We start from the raw sequence: 21,103 nt of genomic DNA on the forward strand, positions 1-21,103 counted from the left end.
CCTCTGAAAGTCCTGCGACTCCAAGGCCTTCCAGTTCACTGGTTAGCGGTTCGCGTTGCTCTGTCGGTGCTTGAAATTCGTTCATCTGTCTTGTTCCTTTGAAATTTGATTTGGGTTGAATGAGCGGCTGGCGAGGCCGGGAATGAGCCGGCGCTACCTCGATCAGCAGAGATGCCCTCAGGCAGCCCGAGCCTCGCTCTCATCCGTTCCCGGAATCGTCTTCACGATGTAGCAGCGTTGCGGGCCAAGGCCGGGCAACCGGACCAGACTCGATGCCTTGCCGTCGCTGCCCGGTTCCAGCACATCGCGCTGCAGCAGTTCCTTGTTCACAGCGGTGAGATTCATGCCCCGGAAGATCTCGGAGCGCCACGCCTCTGTCAGCACGTAATAGGTGTTGGTGGTGTGCATGGTGTCGCCCATGCCGTGCTCCAGCGTCTTGCGAAAACCGAGACGGTCGATAGTGCGGGGGCCGTGTTCGTCGATTTTTGCCGCCGCCGATTCCCAGCGGGTGAAGCGGCTTTCGCCGAAGCGCTCGATGACCTGGCGCAGCCGCGCCAAGATCGCATCGCCCTCGAAGTTACCGGCGCCACCGCGTTCGTTTAACCAAGCGTTCAAGCACACGCGGGCCGCAGTGGTGGCGGTCCCGTCAGGCCACCCGGTGATGCCCATTGCGGTGGCCAGCTCACCCGCCGCTGCCGCGAGGCCGAAGCGAGCAGCAGCACGGTGTGCCTGTCCGCTGGCTGATGCCGGGAGCGACTTGGCGATAAACCCTTCCAGCGTGCGGCGCAGGATGGCCGACCAGCCGTGACGCTTGCCGGATTCGCAGAGCGCCGTCAGGAAGGCAGTGAGCGGTGTGCCGTAGTAATTCGCCACTCGGGCCTTGAGCGCGTCAGACAACGCCGCCGCATCCTCGAAACCGTTGAGCGCGTCGAACATGCCGAGGCCCTTGCTGGCATCCGCTGGCACCGCGAGCATGCGCACCTCCATGCCCGCTTTCAGTTCTTTGTTGGCTTCGGCCATGTGTTGGGCCAAGGTTTTCTCGCCGGTGGAGAGGAACAGCAGGCGCCACTCTTGCACCTGTCGGCCAGCTTGGCCCCGGTCATTGGCGCGTGCCTTGCCGGTCCCGTTGCCGAGCATGTACACCGTCTCGCCGATGATGCGCGGATCGCACATGCCGATTTCGTCGAGTACCAGGAGGCCGTCGGAATGAGCTGCGGCGATGGATTCCAGCGCGTTGTCGGTCGAGCGCCATGAGCGCACCAGACGCGGGCCGCCGTAGATCGAGGCGGCGACTTGCAGGTGTGTGGTCTTACCGCCCGAGCTATCGCCGTACAGGTGAAAACCGCCCGACTCATGGCCGAGCATGTGTAGTAGCGGGCCAGCAAAGGCCACGCCGACGACAAACGCCAGACGGTGATTACCGATACACAGGGCCCCGATCTGCTGTTGCCATTGCTCCAGAGTGCCCGCTTCACTGATCGGCGGAAGCTGCGCGCCGGCCTCGTAGAAGTGCAGGTGTTCGGTATGCGCTCCGACCTGCTGCTCGGGCAGTAGAAAGGCGCTGTCGTGCCAGCCCAAGCGGGTGACCAGCCGCGCCCGTTGCGCACTGTCGAAGCCGCCGAGATAACTCTGCAGGTCGTTGCGCGCATTGCGTCCCGAGCGGCTACCAGCGAGGCGCAGGCCCATGTCCACTAACGGGCCGAGAACGTCCTTGCCGAAGTCGCCGGTCATGGTGCGCGCCGGGATGTTCCAGCGCTTCTTGGTGCCGTCTGGATCGTCGAACTCGACCAGCAAGCCCCAGTTGTGGCCCTTGTCGTCACGGGTCCGGGCGAGGATTTCTAGAGGCGAACACACGGGGCGCGCCTCGCCGTCGTCGCCGGCATAAAACACCCCTTCGGGCGTCAGGCGAAAGCCACCGGGCATCAGGTCATTTTTCGATTTCGCCGGGCGCTTGGCCGCTGTTTTTGTCTTCGGTTCCGGCTTGGTTTCAGCTTGCTCAGTCACCGACTTTTCCACCGCCAAACCGAACAGTTCACCGCTGCTTTCCAGCTCGGCGAAATGGATCGCTGTCCAGCCTTTGGCGAGTGCATCGGCCGCATCGTCGCTGTCGTCCCATTGACCGCCTTTGGCGAAGGCGGCGCGTTCGCTCTTCAGCGTGGGCTTGCGTTTAAACACATCCATCGCGATGACCCGGACCGAGGCGGCGCCGATTTCGCGCAGCTTGTCGGCGACGGCTTCCATGCAGGCTTTGCCGCTGACGTCGTTGTCTGGCCACAAAAGCACGTCGCGACCTTTGAGCGGTGTCAGATCGGCTTTGTGCCAGGAGTTGGAACCGTTCGGCCAGCAGGTGGCCACGTAGTCGGGCAGCAGTTCGGCGGCGGCATCAGCGGCTTTTTCGCCTTCGCACAGGACAACCGGTGCGTTAATGCGTTGTGCCAGTTCATCAAGGCGCAACAGAGGGCGCGGATCTGGCAGGCCCTGCCAGCGCCACTGTGTTGTATGGCCATCGGCGCGCTGACACCACGTTAATGGTGCGAACACCTTCTTCGATTTGCCTTCTTCATCCGTGCCGAGGTCGAAGCGGTAGAGCGCCATGAGCGGCTGACCCTCCGTATCACGGTAGATCCACACCTTCGACGGTGCGCCATGTTGACGATGCTTGGCCGGGCACTTGTTCATGGCCTCGGCCAGGATTGGCTGAATGGCGATCCACTCCGGTGCTTTGGTCTTGCCGGGGGTTGTCTTCGACTGGACGGCGCCGGGCGAGACATTGAGCAGGTCCGCCAGTTTGGCGCAGGCCTCGACATCGGTGCCGCCATCCAGATAGCGCACCAGATCGATCAGATCGCCGCCCTTGTCGCTGGTGGCGAAGTCAGCCCAGGTGCCCTTGCTCAAGTTGATCTTGAGCGAACCAGCGCGCTTGTCGCTGCGGGTAGGATTCGGTGCGGTGTATTCCTTGCCGCCGTCCACGCGCTTGCCGTTCGGCAGCCAGTACGACAGGACACGTTCAATGTCTTTCAGCGAGATGGCTTTCACGTCGGCAAAGCTTGGGCGTTTTGCGGTGCTATTCGGGCGTTGGCTCATGTGTCGGACCTCGACAAAAACAGCGCATCGTTGATGTCATCGAGCAGGGCCTTGGCCATTTCACCAAGATACAAGGCGGGCCAACTGAAGCGCTCGCCTTGGTCGCTCATGGCCGCTTCAAAAGAGAGTTGATTGGCGTGCTGCTGGAATTGCGAAGCCATCTCCAGCGCATCTTCGACCGGAATACCGGCGTTAACTCGAAACAGCTTCTGATCAGTAGCGTTCACGCGCGTAAACGCAGCTCGGCCTAACGTGGTGGATGGCGTCATAGCGCACCGCCTTTCCGTTCCATAGGAATAGAGGAGGCGTCACCATGCAGCATGAGGGTTTTGATCAGGCCCAAGGTGCCTCGGACATCCCAAATAACCGCTGCCAGTACGTGATTGGCTAGGCGAGGTCTGTCACCTTCGCTTTCAAAGTGGTCTTCGAGCAGAGTCAGTACCGAGTCAGCGCGTTCGATGGCGCAGGTGATGGCGTCGATCGGCACACCGGCTTCGACGCCTTTGTCTACGCTGAGCAGATCTTCTGGAAGGGTGAAACTCAGGGCGTTGTTCATTGACGTTCCCCTGCGATTCCAGATTCTTCATTTTTGTTTTTCTGAGCGCTGTAGCCTGCCCATTCAGCGGAGTAGATATCTTGCTTAGTGCGGATGGTACGCGGTACTTCCACTCTAGAGACGCCACGACAGCGGAGCGCCTCAAGGTCAATCAAACGTGTCGTTTTCGACAAGCTGCGCCTATCAAGGATCACGCCCTTATGGTCTACCAAATGGATGGTGATATGCTTTGGCGGTTGCATTGCGGTCTGCTCAGATTTGCTGTGCGACAGTCGAGTCAGTGGTACGAACACTGGCTCGACACTTCTTTCTGCTAAAACCAGTCCTAGGGTCAGTCTTTTAGGGAGCATCCCAGCCAATATTGCTCCCTCGACCGCTACCGCGTTCACCGGGCGCCTTCCTTTGCTGCGCGTTCAATCCAAGCCTTGAGCTCAGTCATCAAAATCAGACGACGCCGTCCGAGTTTGAAAGCCTTTAGGTCGCCAGAAGCGATGAGCTCATAAACTCCTGATCTTGAATAGCCAACCACGCGGGCAGCGTCTTCCACGCTAACTGCAAGAGGTGCGATGTGTTCGGGGTTGTTCATTAGCTTGTCCTTGATCGGTGGGGCGGACTGTACGATACTGGTCCGGACGTAAACATCCTATTTGTAAGTAACATCATCTGCAAGCAAAAAGTTTGTAGACATCGCGAGGCGAGTAAATGGCAAATCGTTCGAAGAAGGTTGTTCTATCGGCTAGGGTCGACCCCTACCTTAAAGCTGCGCTTGAACTGCTGGCGGCATCTAGTAACGAGAAAATCGTGAAGATCCTAGAGTCATGCCTTGAGAATGGGATGAATGACAGAACCATCACGAACCCGTTTAACTCTCCGCAAAAGGATCTGGGAAAAATCAGTTTCATGGTCGCATTTACTGCAATCTGGTCGGAGAATGAAACTCTCTACAAGCTACGCGCAGGAACGCTCGGGCCGGATTTCGCCGGAGAGGAGTTATCGATGGTCGCTATGTTTATCAATGGCGATAAGTATTTCGATGGGGAATTCGATATTTTCGGGGATTTGAACGGTTCGACAGAGAAATTTGGATTCAAGCCGCGAATGCAGTCTCGGGTGAACCTTGCCTTGGTAGAGAAGGAGTGGCCAATTGTTGAGGAGTATGTGAAGTTTCTGGCAAACAACAAGCCGCTTCAGCCGGGTTATGCCGATTACAAAAGTATGCGGGCTCAATCTCTGGCTAAATGAGTTCAACCGCGGCGGCTTTTGTTTCCGGCGCCAAGTGGGCATATCGGAGTGTCATCTTGATATCGGCGTGCCCCAGCAGATCCCGTACCGTGTTGAGCGGTACGCCGGCCATTACTAGGCGTGACGCAAAGTCGTGACGCATATCGTGCCAGCGGAAGCCCTCGATCTTGGCGCGCGACATTAGATTGAGCCAGGCACTTTTAACATCCTCCAGGCGGCCACCGGCCTGACTCGGGAAAACGTATCGAGACTTCCCGACCTGCTTTTTCCAATTATCCAGTACGCCGAAAGTTTCTTTGTTCATCGGGATATGCCGCGTGTCGCTCGTTTTGGTGGTGGAACCGGCAACAGTGATCGTCTTAGTGGGGAAGTTCACCGCCGACCATTTCAGGTCGAACAGCTCACCTCGTCTCATGCCGGTATTCAGTGACACCAGCACCATGGGCTTCAGATGATCAGTGAAAGGCAGCTCCAGCAAATTTTGCATTTGATCTTTACCACGGTCTGCCCGCCACTTGTTCGCAGTCTCGCGCTCGGCCCGCGCTTTATCTTGGCGCGCGTCCAAAGCTTCGCGCAGGCGCTTGGTTTCATCTTGGTCCAGATATCGAACCTTGCCCATTGAGTCGACCTTGAGCTGTTTCAGCTTGGTCAGCGGATGCGCGGCGATGTACTCCCATTCAACGGCCCGGCTGAACACGCCGCTGATCGAGCCCATTTTTCTATTCACTGTCGATGGCTTGTTGCCGGCTTGCATCCATCGGGTGCGGATCTGCTCAAGATCGCGACCAGTGATAGAGTCGAGACGCTGAGACATGATCGCCTCGAAGTTGTTGTCGAGCGTGTGCAGGGTTTTCTCATGCCCTTTGTGGTGCGTTTTGAACCAGGGCATATAGGTGTCGTCGATGAACTGGCGCAAGGAGGGGAGGGCGACGCCTTTCCGCCCCTGAGCGATGGCCAACGGCTCGCCATGGGCGTGCGCATCGGCAAGATACTGGGCAGCCTCGGTGCGCGCTTGATCGAGCGTCACCACTCCGACGCGGCCGAGGGTGGCATTCTTGTTGCGGCCCCAGGTGACCATGTACGATTTATGCCCACTCGGCAGCACACGGATGAACAGGCCGGGCTGTACAATGTCATGAACGCGGTAAGCCTTCGGCTCAGTGGGCAGGCTGTTGATGAGTTTTTGGGTGATCTTCGTTTTCAAGCAGTACAGCTCCGTGACAGCACCGTGGCAGCAAAAAGAACTATACGGGGCCGTTTTCACGGACGCAACCGGACGAGAAGCCCCGTAGATACTGGCCTACCTCAAGCCGGGCGGCTTCTAAATTGACCCTCCTAAGGGGAAGGTTGGCAGTTCGAACCTGCCCTGGGACACCATCTATTTGAAAGCCCCACGCAGAGTGATCTGGTGGGGCTTTTTTGTGGCTGTCTGCAGCGGTGGATTCAACCCCAGCCCAACATCAAGCCGTCAGCGTATGGTCAGCCTCCCCAAACCAGGTACGCACCAGATCGGTACCGCTCGTGCCAGTGTTGGCAAGGACCGCCACATCGGCGAAGTTCGTACCATTGGCTGTGCCGTCGGTATCCACCTTCACGGTGATGTCGCTGCCCGATTGCGCCAGTTGGACGAAGTCGGACGCCTGGCTGACACCGCTAACGAAGTTGGCGCTGAGCAGTGCAGAGAGGTCGAGCGCGTCACCTTCGGCGAAGTTGTAGTCGAGGATGGTGTCTCCACCTTCGTTCGCATTGAGGTAGGCGAACATATCGGCTCCCGCGCCGCCGCTGAGCGTGTCCTCCCCACCACGACCCGCGAGGATGTCGTTGCCGTCGCCGCCACTGAGGACGTCCGCCGCCATGCTACCCACCAGTGTGCCGCTGGATTCGCCGTGGTAACTGACTTGGGTACCGGCCTCGCCGTCGGTGAGCTGGAAGTCCTCCACTGTGTAGTGCCCCAGCAGATTCACCTCAGCCCGGTGCGTGCCATCATCCACCGTCAGCAGGCCGCCGGCGCCAGAGGCATTGGCGCTGTAACTGAGTTGGGTGTTGGCGCCGAAGGCGAGATCGCCGAAGGTCAGCATGTCATCGCTTTCCAGGCCGAGGATGCCGACCAGCGAGCCCGCCGCTTCGGCTTGTGCGATCACCAACGAGCCCGCGCCTTCGCCGTGGAAGGCAACGGACCCGTGTGCGGCGCCGGCAAAGGTCAGCGTCGCGTCGCCGTCGATAGTGGCGCTGCCGTTGCCCATCACGTCGGCCAGCAGGCGCATGTCGCCACCGTTGGCCCACAAGTGGCCGGAGTTGTCGACCGCACTGGCTACCGTCATGCCGCCTTCACCCGTGGACTCCAGCACTCCGCTGTTGGTGATGGTGTGGGTGCCGGTGTCGAGCACCAGGCTGTTCAGCCCGCTGGCCAGGATCAGGCCTGCATTGACCAATACCATCTGCCCGGCGCCCAACTGGCCTGCGCCGGAAATACGGTTGTCGGCATTGGTCAGCACGGTGTCGGCGCTGCCGCCGAAAATCACGTTTTGCGCGCTGTCGGATAGCAGTACTTGGCCACCACCGGTCAAGGTCGCGCCACGGAACAGAATCTCTAGATTGGTCTCGCTGCCGGTGGAGCCGAGTTCGATGGTGCCGCTGTTATGAATGCTGCCACCGAACGGCATGATCGCGCCGTCGGCAATGGTGAGGGTACCGGCATTGGTCATGACCGGGTCCACATCGAACTGGAAGTTCGCTTCGCTCAAGTCAACCGCATCGACACCTTTCAGGGTGACCGACTGGCCAGAGCCGATGCTGACCAGCGCATTGCCGTTGGCGTCGTTAGTGATACTTAAATCAGCAAAGCTATTGATGCCTGAGAAGCCGATCAAGTCGATTTTGTCTGCCGCGGCATCGAAACTGTAGATCTGATTGTTACCGATCGGCTGGGCGAAGACGAAAGTGTCGGCACCGGACGAGCCAGTCAGGTTGTCGTCAGCGGACAAGGCGAAGATTGGCGCGCCGGGGGCGTAGACTTCGACGTTGTTGAACACATAGGCGCTGCCGTCGCTGCCGTCGCTGTTGCTCCAGTACATGTTGACATCAAGTACCAACGCGCCCGCGAAGTCGTCTGGGGTTGTCACAGTCAATGCGCCAGGATCGCTGGTCTGCACGGTCCAGGTGCCATTGCCGTTGTCGGTTCCCGCATTGAATATCCATCCCGAGGGAACACCGCTGATTGAGACCGTTATTGGGCCACTAACATCGGTCGACGGAGTGGTGAGGGCTAAATTGATAGGTTCGCCGGCAACGCCTGCCGGAAGGTTTGCACTACTCCCGGCAGCACCCGCATTACCCGCCAGGTCGGTGTAGCTGTTTGCGGTAACGTCGACTTTCACGCTACCAGATTGTGTTCTAGTCAGCGTCGCCGTGTAGGTATCGCCGTCTACCTGCGTGAAGTTGCTCAAGGTTGCGCGGGGCGTTGCCCCCGATGCACTCACCGTGACGTCCGCAAGGTTGAAACCGCTGACGGCCTCACTGAACTGGAAAGTGATTGTCGATACTGAACCGATCGAGTTCCCTAACGCCGTGCCCGTCACTGTCACCGTCGGCGCCACGGTATCAATTGGAGTCTCAACTACATTCTGCACGTTTACCGTAATCGTCTGCGTGTCGATTCCGCCATTGCCGTCGGCCACCTGAACGCCCACAACATAGGCATTATCACCGTCTGCACCACCGACATCCTGGGCATTCTCGTAATCCGGCGCCGATTTGAACGTCAGCACTCCGCTCGAGCTGATCGAGAACTTGCTGAAGTCTGTCCCGGCCGTATTCAGGATCGAGTAGCTCAGCGTTTGCGCTGGAAGATCAGCATCGGACGCCACCACTGTCGTGACCGCCGAGGTGTTCTCCGCCACGTTGATCGAAGCCGTCGCACCACCACCGTTGGAGGTGATCACCGGGCTGTTATCGTTGACGCCCGTCACGCTCACGGCGAGCGCTTGGTCATCAAACAGCGTGCCGTCCGACGCCCGCACAATCACGTCATAGATGTTGTTCGTTCCCGAGTCAGTTGGCGCCTCGAAGTTAGGTGCAGAGACAAAGCTCAGTGCGCCCGAGCCTGAAACGATCGAGAACTTCGCGGCATCTGCTCCGCCAACGATGCTGTAGCTCAGAGTTTGCGCTGGTAGATCGGCATCGGTCGCCGCCACGGTTGTGACTACTGTGGTGTTCTCCGCCATGCTGACCGAAGCCGTCGTACCACCGCCATTGGAGGTGATCGTCGGCGAGTCGTTGCTGCCGTTGATGGTGACCGTCACTGCGGTCGCGGTGCCGTCGGCACTGAGTACCGTGAAAGTATCGGTCAGGCTGTCGCCGACATTGAGTGCGTCGAAGGCCGAGTTGGCGGTATAGCTCCAGTTGCCCGCGGTATTGATGGCGAAGGTTCCGTTGGTGCCGGCGGTACCGGATTGGGCCTGGAAGGTTTCCGGGTTGTCGACGTCGCTGATGGTGAGCGTGCCGTTGGTGGTCAGCGGGGCATTGGTTTCGGTCAGGTTGGCAATGTCGGCGGACAACACCGCCGCATCGTTGGTGCCGAGGATATGCACGGTGACCGAGGTGAGGGTGCCGTCGGCGCTGCTTACCGCGAAAGTGTCGGTGTAGGTGGTGCCCGCGACGAAATCGTTGTGGGCGCTATTGGCGACATAGCTCCAGGTACCGTCAGTGCCTATGGAGAACTTGCCGTAACTGCCGGCGGTGTTGGACTGCGCGATGAAGGTCGCAGCACTGTCGACGTCGCTGATGGTCAGGTTGCCACTGGTGGTCAGCGGGGAGTTGGTCTCGGTCAGGTTGGCGATGTCGGCGGACAACACCGCGGCATCGTTGGTCCCGAGGATATGCACGGTGACCGAGGTGACGGTGCCGTCGGCGCTGCTCACCGCGAAGGTATCGGTGTAGGTGGTGCCGGCGACGAACTCGTTGTGGGCGCTATTGGCGACGTAAGTCCAGGCACCGCCAGCGCCGATGGAGAATTGGCCATAACTGCCGGCGGTGTTGGACTGCGCGACGAAGGTTGCGGCGCTGTCGACATCGCTGATGGTGAGCGTGCCGTTGGTGGTCAGCGGGGCATTGGTTTCGGTCAGGTTGGCGATGTCGGCGGACAACAGCGCGGCATCGTTGGTCCCGAGGATATGCACGGTGACCGAAGTGAGGGTGCCGTCGGCGCTGCTCACCGCGAAGGTATCGGTGTAGGTGGTGCCGGCGACGAACTCGTTGTGGGCGCTATTGGCGACGTAAGTCCAGGCACCGCCAGCGCCGATGGAGAATTGGCCATAACTGCCGGCGGTGTTGGACTGCGTGACGAAGGTCGCGGCGCTGTCGATGTCGCTGATGGTCAAGGTGCCGTTGGTGGTCAGCGGGGCATTGGTTTCGGTCAGCGTGACGCTGGCCGAGGACAGCTCGGCGGCGTCGTTAGTGCCAATGACGGTGACAGTCACCAACTGAGTGTCCACGCCGCCGAGGCCATCGCTGACCTGCACGCTGAACACTTCGTCATGACTCTCGCCCGCCTTCAGCGATTGCACTGCACTGGCGATTCCATCGGTGCCATTGGCCAGGGTGTAAGTCCACTTGCCTGTATTGTCCACCGCGATCGAACCGTAGATGCCGGCATTCGTACCGGCAATGCTCCAAGTCGCGGTGGCAGCATGATCAATGTCGACCGAGCTGAACTGACCGCTGACGCTGAGCGTGGTGTCTTCCTGCACCGCGCCGGCATCGTTGCCCGTCGCGAAGCTGAGCACCGGCGCATCGTTTGTGCCAGTGACGGTGACAGTCACCAACTGAGTGTCCACGCCGCCGAGGCCATCGCTGACCTGCACGCTGAACACTTCGTCATGACTCTCGCCCGCCTTCAGCGATTGCACCGCACTGGCGATTCCATCGGTGCCATTGGCCAGGGTGTAAGTCCACTTGCCTGTATTGTCCACCGCGATCGAACCGTAGATGCCGGCATTCGTCCCGGCGATGCTCCAAGTCGCGGTGGCAGCGTGATCGATGTCGGCCGAACTGAACTGACCGCTGACGCTGAACGTTGTGTCTTCCTGCACTGCACCGGCCTCGTTACCCGCCGCGAAGCTGAGCACTGGCGCATCGTTAGTGCCAGTGACGGTGACAGTCACCAACTGAGTGTCCACGCCGCCGAGGCCATCGCTGACCTGCACGCTGAACACTTCGTCATGACTCTCGCCCGCCTTCAGCGATTGCACCGCACTGGCGATTCCATCGGTGCCATTGGCCAGGGTGTAAGTCCACTTGCCTGTATTGTCCACCGCGATCGAACCGTAGATGCCGGCATTCGTCCCGGCAATGCTCCAAGTCGCGGTGGCAGCGTGATCGATGTCGGCCGAACTGAACTGACCGCTGACGCTGAACGTTGTGTCTTCCTGCACTGCGCCGGCATCGTTGCCCGTCGCGAAAGTGAGCACCGGCGCATCGTTGCTGCCGGTGATGGTGATGGTGACGGTCTGCGTCGCCGAGGCCGCATTAGCCGCGCCGCTGTCGTCGGTAGCGACCACAACGTACGAGAAGGTGATGGTTTCACCCGCACCGAGGAAGTCGAGGTTCTGATTGCTGCTGTAGTCCCAGCTGTTCTGGTCGACCGAGAAACCGGCCACCAGTGCCGAGGCCACGCTCGTATTGAGCGTGCCACCGCTCCAGGCTATGTCGCCGTTGGCGGTCTGCGACACAATCACCGTGTCGGTGCTGTCCAGATCGGCAAAGCTCAGGGCGCCGCTGTCGTTCAGGGTGGCCGTGCCATTGCCTTCGCTCATCGCTCCAGTGCTCTCGACAATCGTCAGCGTCGGTTGATCGTTGGTGCCAGAGAGGGTAATGGTCACGGTCTGCACTGCGCCGTCGCCAATCGCCACGTTATAGGTTTGGCTGACGCTCTGGCCTTCGCCAAGGAACTGCAACGCGGCGTTGTTCACCGCGAAATTCCAGCTCAGCGATCCGCTGCCCGTACCGGTGCTGTCGCTCAGTGGATTAATGCTAAAGCTGCCCAAATAACCGGAAGCGCCCGGGGTGACAGTGACGCTGTGGGTATCGATCAGGTCGACGTCGGTGAAGGTGATGCTGCCGCTGGCCGCGTAGTCTCCGCTGTCTTCCCCGGCATCGCCGGTCTGCATGCCGCTGGTGATTTGCACCTGGTCGTTGGTGCCGGTGATGGTGATGGTTACATTCTGCGTGGTCGACGAGCCGTGCCCGTCACTGATGGTGACCACATAGGTTTCAGTAGCAGTCTGCCCCTGAGCCAGGTATTGGGCTGCCGCATTATTCAGGGTGTAAGTCCAGTTAACCGTGCCGTCGGCTGCGTTGGCCGCTTCAGTCACGGGGGCAAGGGCGAAGTTGCCCAGCGTTGTGGCATTGCCTGCGGCAGCGACGAAAGAGGCGGTATGCGTGTCACTCAGATCCACATCGCTGAAGGCAATAGTGCCAGACGCGCTCAGCGAGTCGGTCGGGCTCGACGTGGTGGTCGCATCTTCGGTGACCGTGCCGGCCTGCACGCCGATGTTCATCGTCACACTGTCATTCACACCCGCGAACTGCACCTGCGCAGTGGCCCAACTGAGCGTGCCGTTGCCGAGACGAATCGCATAGGTAAAGCTGTCCGTCAGGGACCCTCCAGCAGCAAGCGCCTGAAGTTGTGCCTTGAAAGTCGTCGACAACGTAGCGGCGTCGTAGCCGACTTTGCCATCCGACGTAATCCAGATCTTTGCCCCATTGAAACTGGTGTCAGTACTCGTCGCCTCAATTCTGCCCGTGTCCTGGATCAGGAGATCGGCCGGTGCATAAACCTTTGTGGCAGTCGACAGACTGGTTGCGTTATCAAGTGACCAAAGTGTCTTTGCGTTGCCGCCGAGGTCATTGGACATGACGTTCAGGTACATGACCCCGAGCAGGTCTTCAGTGATGGTCGCGGTGCCCGTGCCAATAACACCGGTAGTGAAAATGTCGTCCTGCGCCTGCGGCGTGTTGGAAAGCGAAGTAACGGTGCCGCCGCTGGTCGTTGTGGTGGTAGCCATGTCTTTCTCCCGAAAATGCCATTTTTTTATTTTTAGAATCGTTAGGGACTGCTAACAGGACGAAGTCCCGTTCTTGCACTGCTCAGGTTGTTCAGGAGCGGTGCGAGTCGGCTGCCGGACATCGCCGGCCAGCTGACGGGACAAGCGCTGCCAGCAGAGGCGCGCGGGTATTGCGGGGATGGAGACGTTCGCCGCGCTTGAGCAGCGGATCGCAGGACACGTCGGGGGAACGTGGACGCCAGCCTGGGGCTGCGCTACGGATGGCACGCAATCGACTGAGAGTACCCATAGGGAAGGGACTCCTGGAGAAAGGCTGGGTGAGGCCGTGTTTTTGGATAGCACCGACTCAGGGATACGGCCTTTCCTGATATCAGTTTGATGTGTGTTTAGTTGGGGGGGCAGGCTTTGTAAAGGTGTTAACCGAGGGTAACAGTACGATGTGCCAATATTCCGACAAGTGGATGTTCTGGTGTCAATATTATGTCGATCTGTTTTTGGCGAAGAGGCCGCAGACACTCGACACTGGTGGGGCTCAAATGAGCTGAAACCCTTATGCGGCATGGGCTGGCTGAGTCATACCGATGCTTGGGCGCCCTCAAATTGAAGCGTCAGTTGTTAAAGAAGCCCCGTCAGGGCATTCATCTGGCGGTTTTTTTCGACCCAAACCACCCGACGACCTACATGGAAAGTCAGTCATTGCTGTGCCTTACTGCTCACTCCACAAGGAGCCCGGCAATGCGACACAGAGGCGCGCAGTTCTGGTTATGGACCGATAACCGGTTACCTCTCCACACCCATGAAGAAGTGCTCAGTGATGGCGTGCAGGTGGAAGTGCGGGCGCGGGTGAGCCATGAGGGGGTCACCCAGGTGTTCATAGGTATTTACGATGACCATGGGGTCATGCTGTGTGAGGAGTTTCACGACAGGGATCGTGATGAGTCTTACTGCGCCGCGTTGCAGTGGGGCGCTCAGCGCGCGAGGGATATTGTGGCGGACACAAAGGGGTTCGTCGCACCGCATCGGGTGCAGTTGACGCTAGGCCCGGTCATCACCGATGAGTCGGTGCTGGCGCTGCGGCGGATGGAAATGAGCGAACATGAGCGTTTCAAGCTCAGTTGCGAAGACGCATGGACGGAGTATCAGGCCGCCAAAGCGGCCATGTTGAACCTCATGCGTGCGCCTAAAGTCGATCCCAAGGTCTGGGCCTACCACAAGGAGCGTCTGAGACAGGCGATCGACCGGCGCGTCTGCGTGCAACGCACCTATTTACGCTGAGCCATTGCCGGCCCCTCAGGTCTGGGGCTGGCGCAGGGTCTCGATGGTTGCGATCAGGTCATCGTAGGAAACCGGTTTTCCAATGTGCTGGTTAAAGCCCGATTGACGGGCCTTTTTAATGTCGCTACTGGAGCCATAGCCGGTCAGGGCAATGGCTGGCACATCCTTGGCGAGCGGCAACTGACGCAGTGCATTCATCAGCTCATGGCCGTTCATGACCGGCATGCCCAAATCCGAAATGATCAGGTCGAAACGGGTACTCTTCGCCGCGTCCAGAGCGGCCACCGGACGATCGAAGGCAATGACTTCGGCGTCTTCCATTTCCAGCAGCATTTTCAAGGTTTCCAGCACCTCGGCAGAGTCATCGACCAACAGGATCGTCAAACCGCTCAGTCTTCCTGACGCCTCGTCGATCGAGGGCGCAGCTTGCGTGTCACCTTCGACGTTGGCCTGCGGCAAGTAAACGCTGAAGGTACAGCCCGCACCGATGCCCGGAGAACTCACCTCAACCGTCCCTCGTTGTGCTTCTGTCAATTGACGGACCAGTGACAAGCCGATGCCCAGCCCTTCACGTTGGTGGTTGGTGTGCTGTGTCTCAGCCTGCCCGAACAGGTCGAATACGTGTTCAAGATTCTCGGCCGCAATGCCGGTGCCATTGTCTTTGACGTCGAGCCGCGCCATGTTCCCGGCCTTGCTCGCGATCAATCGCACGTGGCCATTGGGTGGGGTGAATTTCAGTGCATTGTTCACCAGGTTCCAGATGATCTGTTCCAGGCGCGTCGGATCGGCATGGACCAGCAACGGCTCCGACGGTACTTGCAAGTCGACGGTGGTGCTGTGTCGATCGTTGAGAACGACGTCGTGGATATCGCGCAGCACACTGGCCAGATCCACGGCGATCGGTTTCAATTTGAGCTTGCCGGTACGCACACGGGCGACGTCAAGCAGGTCGTCGATGATCCGTGCCTGGCTGCTGACGGCATCGCAAATGGTGCTGACCGCTTTGGCGGCCGGTGCCACCGACTTGGTCACCGGCAAACGCCTGAGCAGTTCGGCATTGAGCTGGATCAGGTTCAGCGGGTGCTTGAGTTCGTGGGACATGACCGCGAAGAACTCATCCTTGAGGTAATTGGTGTTCAGCGTCTCGGCCAGTTGTTGGCTTTGCTCTTCATGCTGGCGTTTGTGACCGGTCAGGTCGCGGGCGATTTTCACGTATCCCTGAAGGTGGTCACCGTTGAGCAGGGTCACTTCGCCGCTGCAATAGAAGCGGCTGCCATCCTTGCGCAGGTGCCAGCGTTCATCTTCGGAACGGCCCTGGGTACGTACCCCTTGCAGTTCGGTTTCGGGCACGCCAGATGCGCGGTCCTCGGCGGAAAAAATGAAGTCGTAATAAGCGCCTTCGGCCTCGGCCTTGCTGTAGCCGAAGATCAGCTCGGCGCCTTTGTTCCAGCTGGTGATCACGCCCTGTTCATCGAGGGTGATGATCGCGTAGTCGCGGGTACTTTCGGCCACCAGGCGCATGCGTTCTTCGCCCAGGCGCAGTTCTTCTTCGGCCGCGCGGCGTTTGGTGATGTCGATGAAGGTCAGCACGGTGCCGTCGATATGGTCTTCGCTGGAGCGGTAGGGCAGCAGGCGGGCGATGTACCAGCGGTTGTCGGTGCTGCTGAGTTCGCGTTCGATCATGTTCAATGATTCGAATACCTGTGCGGCGTCACTCGCCAGGTCGTCGTAGTGCAGACGATGCGTGATATCGAGCAGGGAACGGCCGGTATCCATCGGCAACATGCTGAAAATGTCGGTGGCGCGCGGGGTGAACCACTTGATCCGCATGCTGCGGTCGACAAAGACCGTGGCGATGTCGGTGGAGGCGATCAGGTTGGTCAGGTAGCCATTGATTTTGTCGGTTTCTTCGACTTTGGTTTTTAGCTCGTCGTTGACTGTCAGCAACTCTTCGTTGATCGATTGCAGCTCTTCCTTGCTGGTTTCCAGCTCTTCGGTGGCCGAGCGCAGTTCTTCGTTGATCGCCTGCATTTCTTCGTTGGACGCTTTCAGTTCTTCACTGGAAATTTCCGATTGTTCAATGGTGTCTTGCAAGTGCAACTTGGTGCGCTGCAGTTCACGCTCAAGATTGGATAGTACCTGGCTCTCGGTTTGCAGCTGGGTCGTGGCCGTCTGCGAAGGATCGACTTCGACTTCCTCGAAAATCACCAGGACGAACTCGCCGTCCGACTCTTCGTCCTTGTAGGGCTGCACTTCCAGGCTGACCTTGTAACGTCGGTCTTCACGCTTGAGCGGCACCTCGCGGGATTTGACGGCCATGCCGCTCTGCTGGGCCTGAAACAGCGTGGTGCGGATTTCCAGGCGCAATTCCGGAAGGATCAGTGTCAGCAGGTTGCGTGACAATTCCCCGCCCACATGCCGCAGGAAACGCCCGGCACTTTCGCTCATGTGCAAGATGTCGGCGTTGGCATCGACGATCATGCTCGGCGGGCCGGAGCGTTCGAGGGCGCGCTGGTGGATGTCGGCGAACGACAGCTTGCGTTGCACGGCGTGTTGCGGTTCCTGCCGGGAAATGTTGGTGCGCACATAACCACCGCGCGGCACGGTTGGCATGCGTCGGCTATTGGCGGTGCCGGTTTTGGCGCGGAAGATCCGGTTGCGTTTGTCCACTGGCGTGAACAGCTCATGACACGCTTCGGCGCTTTCGGAAGAGCCGAGGAACAGGAAGCCGCCGGGGCGCAATGCAAAGTGGAACATCTGAAGAATTTCGCGCTGTACCTCGCGATCCAGATAGATCAACAAGTTACGGCAAACGATCAGGTCGATTTGCGAGAAGGGCGGGTCGGACAACAGGCTGTGTTTGGCGAACAGCACTTTTTCGCGGATTTCCTTGCGAATCCGAAAGTGTTCATCTTCCTTGATGAAGTAGTGCCGCAGTCGTGTTGGCGGCACATCGGTGACGATGGCTTGCGGGTATAGACCCGCCCGGCCGACACTGATGGCGCGCTCGTCGATGTCGGTGGCGAAAACCTGCAGCGAGGCCTGGCTGGCCTCCAGCTGTAGCTGATCGTTGACCAGCATCGCCAGGCTGTAGGCTTCTTCGCCGGTGGAACAGCCGGCCGACCACACCCGAATTTCTTCTTTCTCAGGTTGCGCCGAGACCGCGGCGCTGACCAGTTGCGGCACGATATCCCGCTCCAGCGCTTCAAAGGCTTCGCGATCACGGAAGAAGTTGGTCACACCGATCAGCATGTCCGCCAGCAGCGCTTTGGTTTCTTCGGGATTGTCTTGCAGGTAACGGTAATAAGCCCCCAGATCTGGCTGGGCGGTGACCTGCATGCGGCGCTCGATCCGCCGCAATACCGTCGCGCGTTTATAGTGCTTGAAGTCATGACCGGTGCCGGTGCGCAACTGGATCAGGATGTCGTGCAGCATTTGTTCGGCGAACGCTGCATCGCGCTCGGACACCGACGCGAAGGATTGAAGTTCCGGATCGTTGGCGGCGGGCAAGGTAATTTCCCGGGAGTTGTGCCACAGGTCCAGCAGTTTTTGCGGCATTTCCTCCACAGGTAACACCAGATCGACCATGCCGGTCTCGATGGCCGCTCGGGGCATGCCGTCGAACTCGGCGTCTTCCGGCACTTGGGCCAGGGTGATACCGCCCTGTTCCTTGATGCGCGACAAGCCGACCGCACCGTCGGAGCCGGTGCCCGAGAGCACCAGGCAGAAGGCGCGCTCGCGGTGCACTTGCGCCAGATCGCGGAAAAACAGATCGATCGAGGCGTGGCGTCCCAGTTGTGGGTCGTTTTCACCGACTTCAAGGTTGTTGTCATTCATCGTCAGCCGCTGCGCCGGTGAGATGACGTATACCCGGTTTTTCTCGATCGGCACGGTTTCGGTGACCTGCAGAACCGGCATCCGGGTCGATTCCTGGATGATCTTGTCAGCGATGCTTTGGTGGTCGGGCGACAGATGAAGAATGATCACGAACGCCATGCCGTTGTCATTAGGCATGTTCTGGAAGAACAATTTAATGGCCTGGAGTCCACCCGCCGACGCGCCGATGCCTACCACCGGAAAGTCCAGGGTGCTGGGACTCGAGGCCTGTGGCTCGGGAGCCGTGGCCGAGGGAGTTGGGGGGGTGGTCATTTCATTCTGCCTTTGCTGGCGATGTAAAACGCTTTGCATGCAAGCGGGTATAAAAGCGCGGGTCATAAAACAGAATAATCCCGTTTTTCAATAAAACCTTCAATTATTTAGCGTGCGTTTATGGCCTTATATAAGTTTTTGACAAGCAAATGCGCAATTGCACTTCCGCCGCTTCAAGGGAACGCGACTACTGGCCGATAACCCGAACAGTCGTTGTCATTTTTACTTCTGGCGGCCGGCAATTGTCATCGCGGGTTTATGCGAAATTGCTTGATAGCCTATGGTCTCTCGCTATCATCTGCGCGCCAAAAAGGGCCGCGAAGCTGAATGCGCCCGTGTGGTTTGCCTTTGGGTTGTTCTTCTTAAATTGCCTGGAAATCTTCGATGCTGTCGTATCACCAAAAGCGTTTTCTGATCGTCGATGATTTCTCGGATTTCCGCAGTTCCGTCAGGTCCATGCTGCGGGAGCTAGGCGTCAAGGACGTCGACACCGCCGATACCGGTGAACAGGCGTTGCGCATGTGCTCGCAGAAGTCCTACGACTTCATTCTCCAGGACTTCCACTTGGGCGACGGCAAGAAAAACGGTCAGCAGGTACTTGAAGACCTGATGATCGAGAAGCTGATCAGCCATGAAAGTGTGTTTGTCATGGTCACCGCCGAAACCAGCCAAGCGATGGTGCTCAGCGCACTGGAACACGAGCCTGATGCTTACCTGACCAAGCCGTTCAACCGTTCCGGCCTGGCTCAGCGTCTGGAACGCCTGGAGCAGCGCAAGACCTTGCTTAAACCGATCCTGCAAGCCCTTGACCGGGGCAAACCGGTGGAGGTACTCAATGCCTGCATCGCCCTGTGCAAACAGGACATTCGTTATTCGCCGCTGTGCCTGCGTTACCGCGCCGATGCGTTGCGCGACTTGAATCAGAACGAAGCGCTGGAGCGTCTGTACGACAGCATCATTGCTGATCGGCCATTGCCGTGGGCATTTGCCGGGTTGGGTCAGTTGCTGTTCAAGCGCGGTCAGGTCAGCCAGGCCAAGGGCGTTTACGAGAAAGCCTTGAAAGTCTTCCCGATGATGCCGGCCCTCTACGACGGCATGGCTGATGTGCTGGTCGCCGAAGGGGACACCAAGGGGGCGCAGAGAGTCTTGGAAGAGGCTATTCGCCTGTCGCCGCTGGCGGTGCGTCGGCAAGCGTTGCTGGGCAAACTGGCGATGGCCAACGAGGATTTCGACACGGCCTCCAAAGCCTATCGCCAGGCCGTGACTCAAGGGGCGCAGTCACGTTTCAAGGATGCGGAAAGCAACCTCGGCCTGGCCCATGCCTTGATCAGCAAAGGCAGCGAGAAGGGGCTGGACACCCGGACCCGCCTTGAAATCAACACCACGCTGAGTGCGGTCGCGAAGGAGAACCCTTCCGATCCTGGCTTGCAGATTCGTGCGCGCCTGATGAAAGCCACCAGCCTGCTGCTCAACGATGCCGAAACCGCCGAGAAGCTCACCGAGCAGGCGATGATGCGTCTCGATGGCATGGAGCAGTTCATGAGCGCCGAAGCGGCGCTGCTGGTGGCCAAACAACTGCAAATGCTCGGGCAGGCGAGTGCCGGCGCTTCGATGCTGAAAAACTGTGCGGAGATCTACGGCGACGATCCGAGCGTGATGAAAGGCATCGCCAAGCTGACTGACGACCCGACGATTCTCAACTCGGGCAACGCGGCCGCCGACCTCAACCGGCAGGGCGTGCGGGTGTACAAGACCGGCAATCTGGTGGAGGCCCGGGATGTATTCCGCAAAGCCCTGGCGCTGCAGCCGAAGAACATCAGTATTGCCCTGAACATGGCGCAGTCGCTGCTGCATGGCACCGACACCAGCGTGCCGTCGGCCGAGCTGGAAGAGTGTCGCGCCTGCCTGAAAACCGTCGGCCTGATGCCCGATACCGACGCGCGTTATCCGCGCTATCAGAAACTGAAAATCAAGGCGTTCGGCGAATGATCGACAGCGAACCGTCACTCGACTTTTCCACGGTGATTGCCTCCACCGTCCACGATATGAAGAACTCACTGGCCATGCTGATGCAGGCGCACAGCCAATGGCTGGCGCGCTTGCCCGATCCGCAGCAGCACACCCCGGAGCAGGGCGTGATCGACTTCGAGTTCGCTCACCTCAATGGCATGCTGGTGCAGTTGCTGGGGCTGTACAAACTCGGCGTCAACCAGATGCCGTTACAGCCGGCCTACCATGAGCTGGATGATTTTATTGAGGCGCAACTGGCGGCTCATCAAGAAGTATTCGCCAGCCGCGGCATCATCGCGACCTATGAAGTGGACCCGTTGAGTCCACTGGGTTTCTTCGACCGGGAGCTGATTGCCTCGGTGCTTGCCAACAGCATCAACAACGCCATTCGTTACGCCCGCCATGCCTTGTTGATCAGCGTCAGCGATGAGGCCGGGCAATTGGTGCTGACCATCAACGACGATGGCGAGGGTTATCCGCCCGAGATGATCGAGCGTCAGGCCGATTATGTGCAGGGCATCAACCACAGCAGTGGCAGCACCGGCCTGGGCCTGTACTTTGCCGGACGGATTGCCGCGTTGCATCAGCGCAATGGCGTGGGTGGACGGACTGAAATCAGCAATGGCGGCCAGTTGGGCGGCGGCGTGTTCAGCCTGTATCTCCCCTAGGACGCCGTTTCTGACTTGAAATACTCCTACATTGTTTGTGGTGACCTTCAATTCAT

The 21,103-nt window shown here is 59.1% G+C and carries 12 protein-coding genes; 4 read left to right on the forward strand and 8 right to left on the reverse strand.

Annotated elements, in window-relative coordinates; all coding sequences use genetic code 11:
- Positions 1-177 precede the first annotated feature (177 nt).
- From ACYZT2_RS08665 to ACYZT2_RS08685, 5 genes are read right to left on the reverse strand one after another with little or no spacing between them, the layout of a single operon-like run.
- Positions 178-3,084 (reverse strand): DUF927 domain-containing protein, encoded by a 2,907-nt coding sequence (locus ACYZT2_RS08665; RefSeq protein WP_461971463.1) that lies wholly within the window; start codon positions 3,082-3,084, stop codon positions 178-180.
- Positions 3,081-3,353 carry a DUF3077 domain-containing protein gene (locus ACYZT2_RS08670; RefSeq protein ID WP_461971465.1) on the reverse strand — a complete coding sequence of 91 codons (273 nt, stop codon included), beginning with the start codon at positions 3,351-3,353 and terminating at the stop codon, positions 3,081-3,083. Before ACYZT2_RS08670 ends, ACYZT2_RS08665 begins: the two co-directional genes overlap by 4 nt.
- A complete protein-coding gene (locus ACYZT2_RS08675; RefSeq protein ID WP_461971466.1) occupies positions 3,350-3,640 on the reverse strand; it encodes a hypothetical protein in 291 nt (96 codons plus the stop codon). The genes ACYZT2_RS08670 and ACYZT2_RS08675 overlap by 4 nt, the downstream gene beginning before the upstream one ends.
- A complete protein-coding gene (locus tag ACYZT2_RS08680) occupies positions 3,637-4,029 on the reverse strand; it encodes a hypothetical protein (RefSeq protein WP_461971467.1) in 393 nt (130 codons plus the stop codon). The genes ACYZT2_RS08675 and ACYZT2_RS08680 overlap by 4 nt, the downstream gene beginning before the upstream one ends.
- Positions 4,026-4,226: a helix-turn-helix domain-containing protein gene (locus ACYZT2_RS08685; protein ID WP_122683291.1), complete on the reverse strand. Its 201-nt coding sequence runs from the start codon at positions 4,224-4,226 to the stop codon at positions 4,026-4,028. Before ACYZT2_RS08685 ends, ACYZT2_RS08680 begins: the two co-directional genes overlap by 4 nt.
- A 116-nt stretch (positions 4,227-4,342) precedes the next feature.
- Between ACYZT2_RS08685 and ACYZT2_RS08690 the strand changes: the two genes are divergently transcribed.
- Positions 4,343-4,882: a hypothetical protein gene (locus ACYZT2_RS08690; protein WP_461971468.1), complete on the forward strand. Its 540-nt coding sequence runs from the start codon at positions 4,343-4,345 to the stop codon at positions 4,880-4,882.
- Here the strand turns inward: ACYZT2_RS08690 and ACYZT2_RS08695 are convergent.
- Complete coding sequence (locus ACYZT2_RS08695) at positions 4,875-6,086, reverse strand: phage integrase (protein ID WP_461971469.1); 1,212 nt, start codon at positions 6,084-6,086, stop codon at positions 4,875-4,877. The two genes, ACYZT2_RS08690 and ACYZT2_RS08695, sit on opposite strands and share 8 nt — an antisense overlap.
- A gap of 256 nt (positions 6,087-6,342) precedes the next feature.
- Positions 6,343-12,945 carry a VCBS domain-containing protein gene (locus tag ACYZT2_RS08700; RefSeq protein ID WP_461971470.1) on the reverse strand — a complete coding sequence of 2,201 codons (6,603 nt, stop codon included), beginning with the start codon at positions 12,943-12,945 and terminating at the stop codon, positions 6,343-6,345.
- 735 nt (positions 12,946-13,680) lie between these two features.
- On the opposite strand from ACYZT2_RS08700, the gene ACYZT2_RS08705 reads away from it, so the two are divergent.
- Complete coding sequence (locus ACYZT2_RS08705) at positions 13,681-14,220, forward strand: hypothetical protein (protein WP_461971471.1); 540 nt, start codon at positions 13,681-13,683, stop codon at positions 14,218-14,220.
- A 15-nt stretch (positions 14,221-14,235) separates the two neighbouring features.
- Here ACYZT2_RS08705 and ACYZT2_RS08710 read toward each other — a convergent pair whose 3' ends face one another.
- On the reverse strand, positions 14,236-18,369 hold the full coding sequence (locus ACYZT2_RS08710) for a CheR family methyltransferase (protein WP_461971472.1): 4,134 nt from the start codon (positions 18,367-18,369) through the stop codon (positions 14,236-14,238).
- A gap of 384 nt (positions 18,370-18,753) precedes the next feature.
- On the opposite strand from ACYZT2_RS08710, the gene ACYZT2_RS08715 reads away from it, so the two are divergent.
- Entirely contained in the window at positions 18,754-20,358 is a 1,605-nt protein-coding gene (locus ACYZT2_RS08715; RefSeq protein WP_461971473.1) for a response regulator, read from the forward strand.
- A complete protein-coding gene (locus tag ACYZT2_RS08720) occupies positions 20,355-21,047 on the forward strand; it encodes a sensor histidine kinase (protein WP_461971474.1) in 693 nt (230 codons plus the stop codon). Before ACYZT2_RS08715 ends, ACYZT2_RS08720 begins: the two co-directional genes overlap by 4 nt.
- Positions 21,048-21,103 lie beyond the last annotated feature (56 nt).

This window comes from Pseudomonas sp. MDT1-85 (assembly GCF_054898065.1).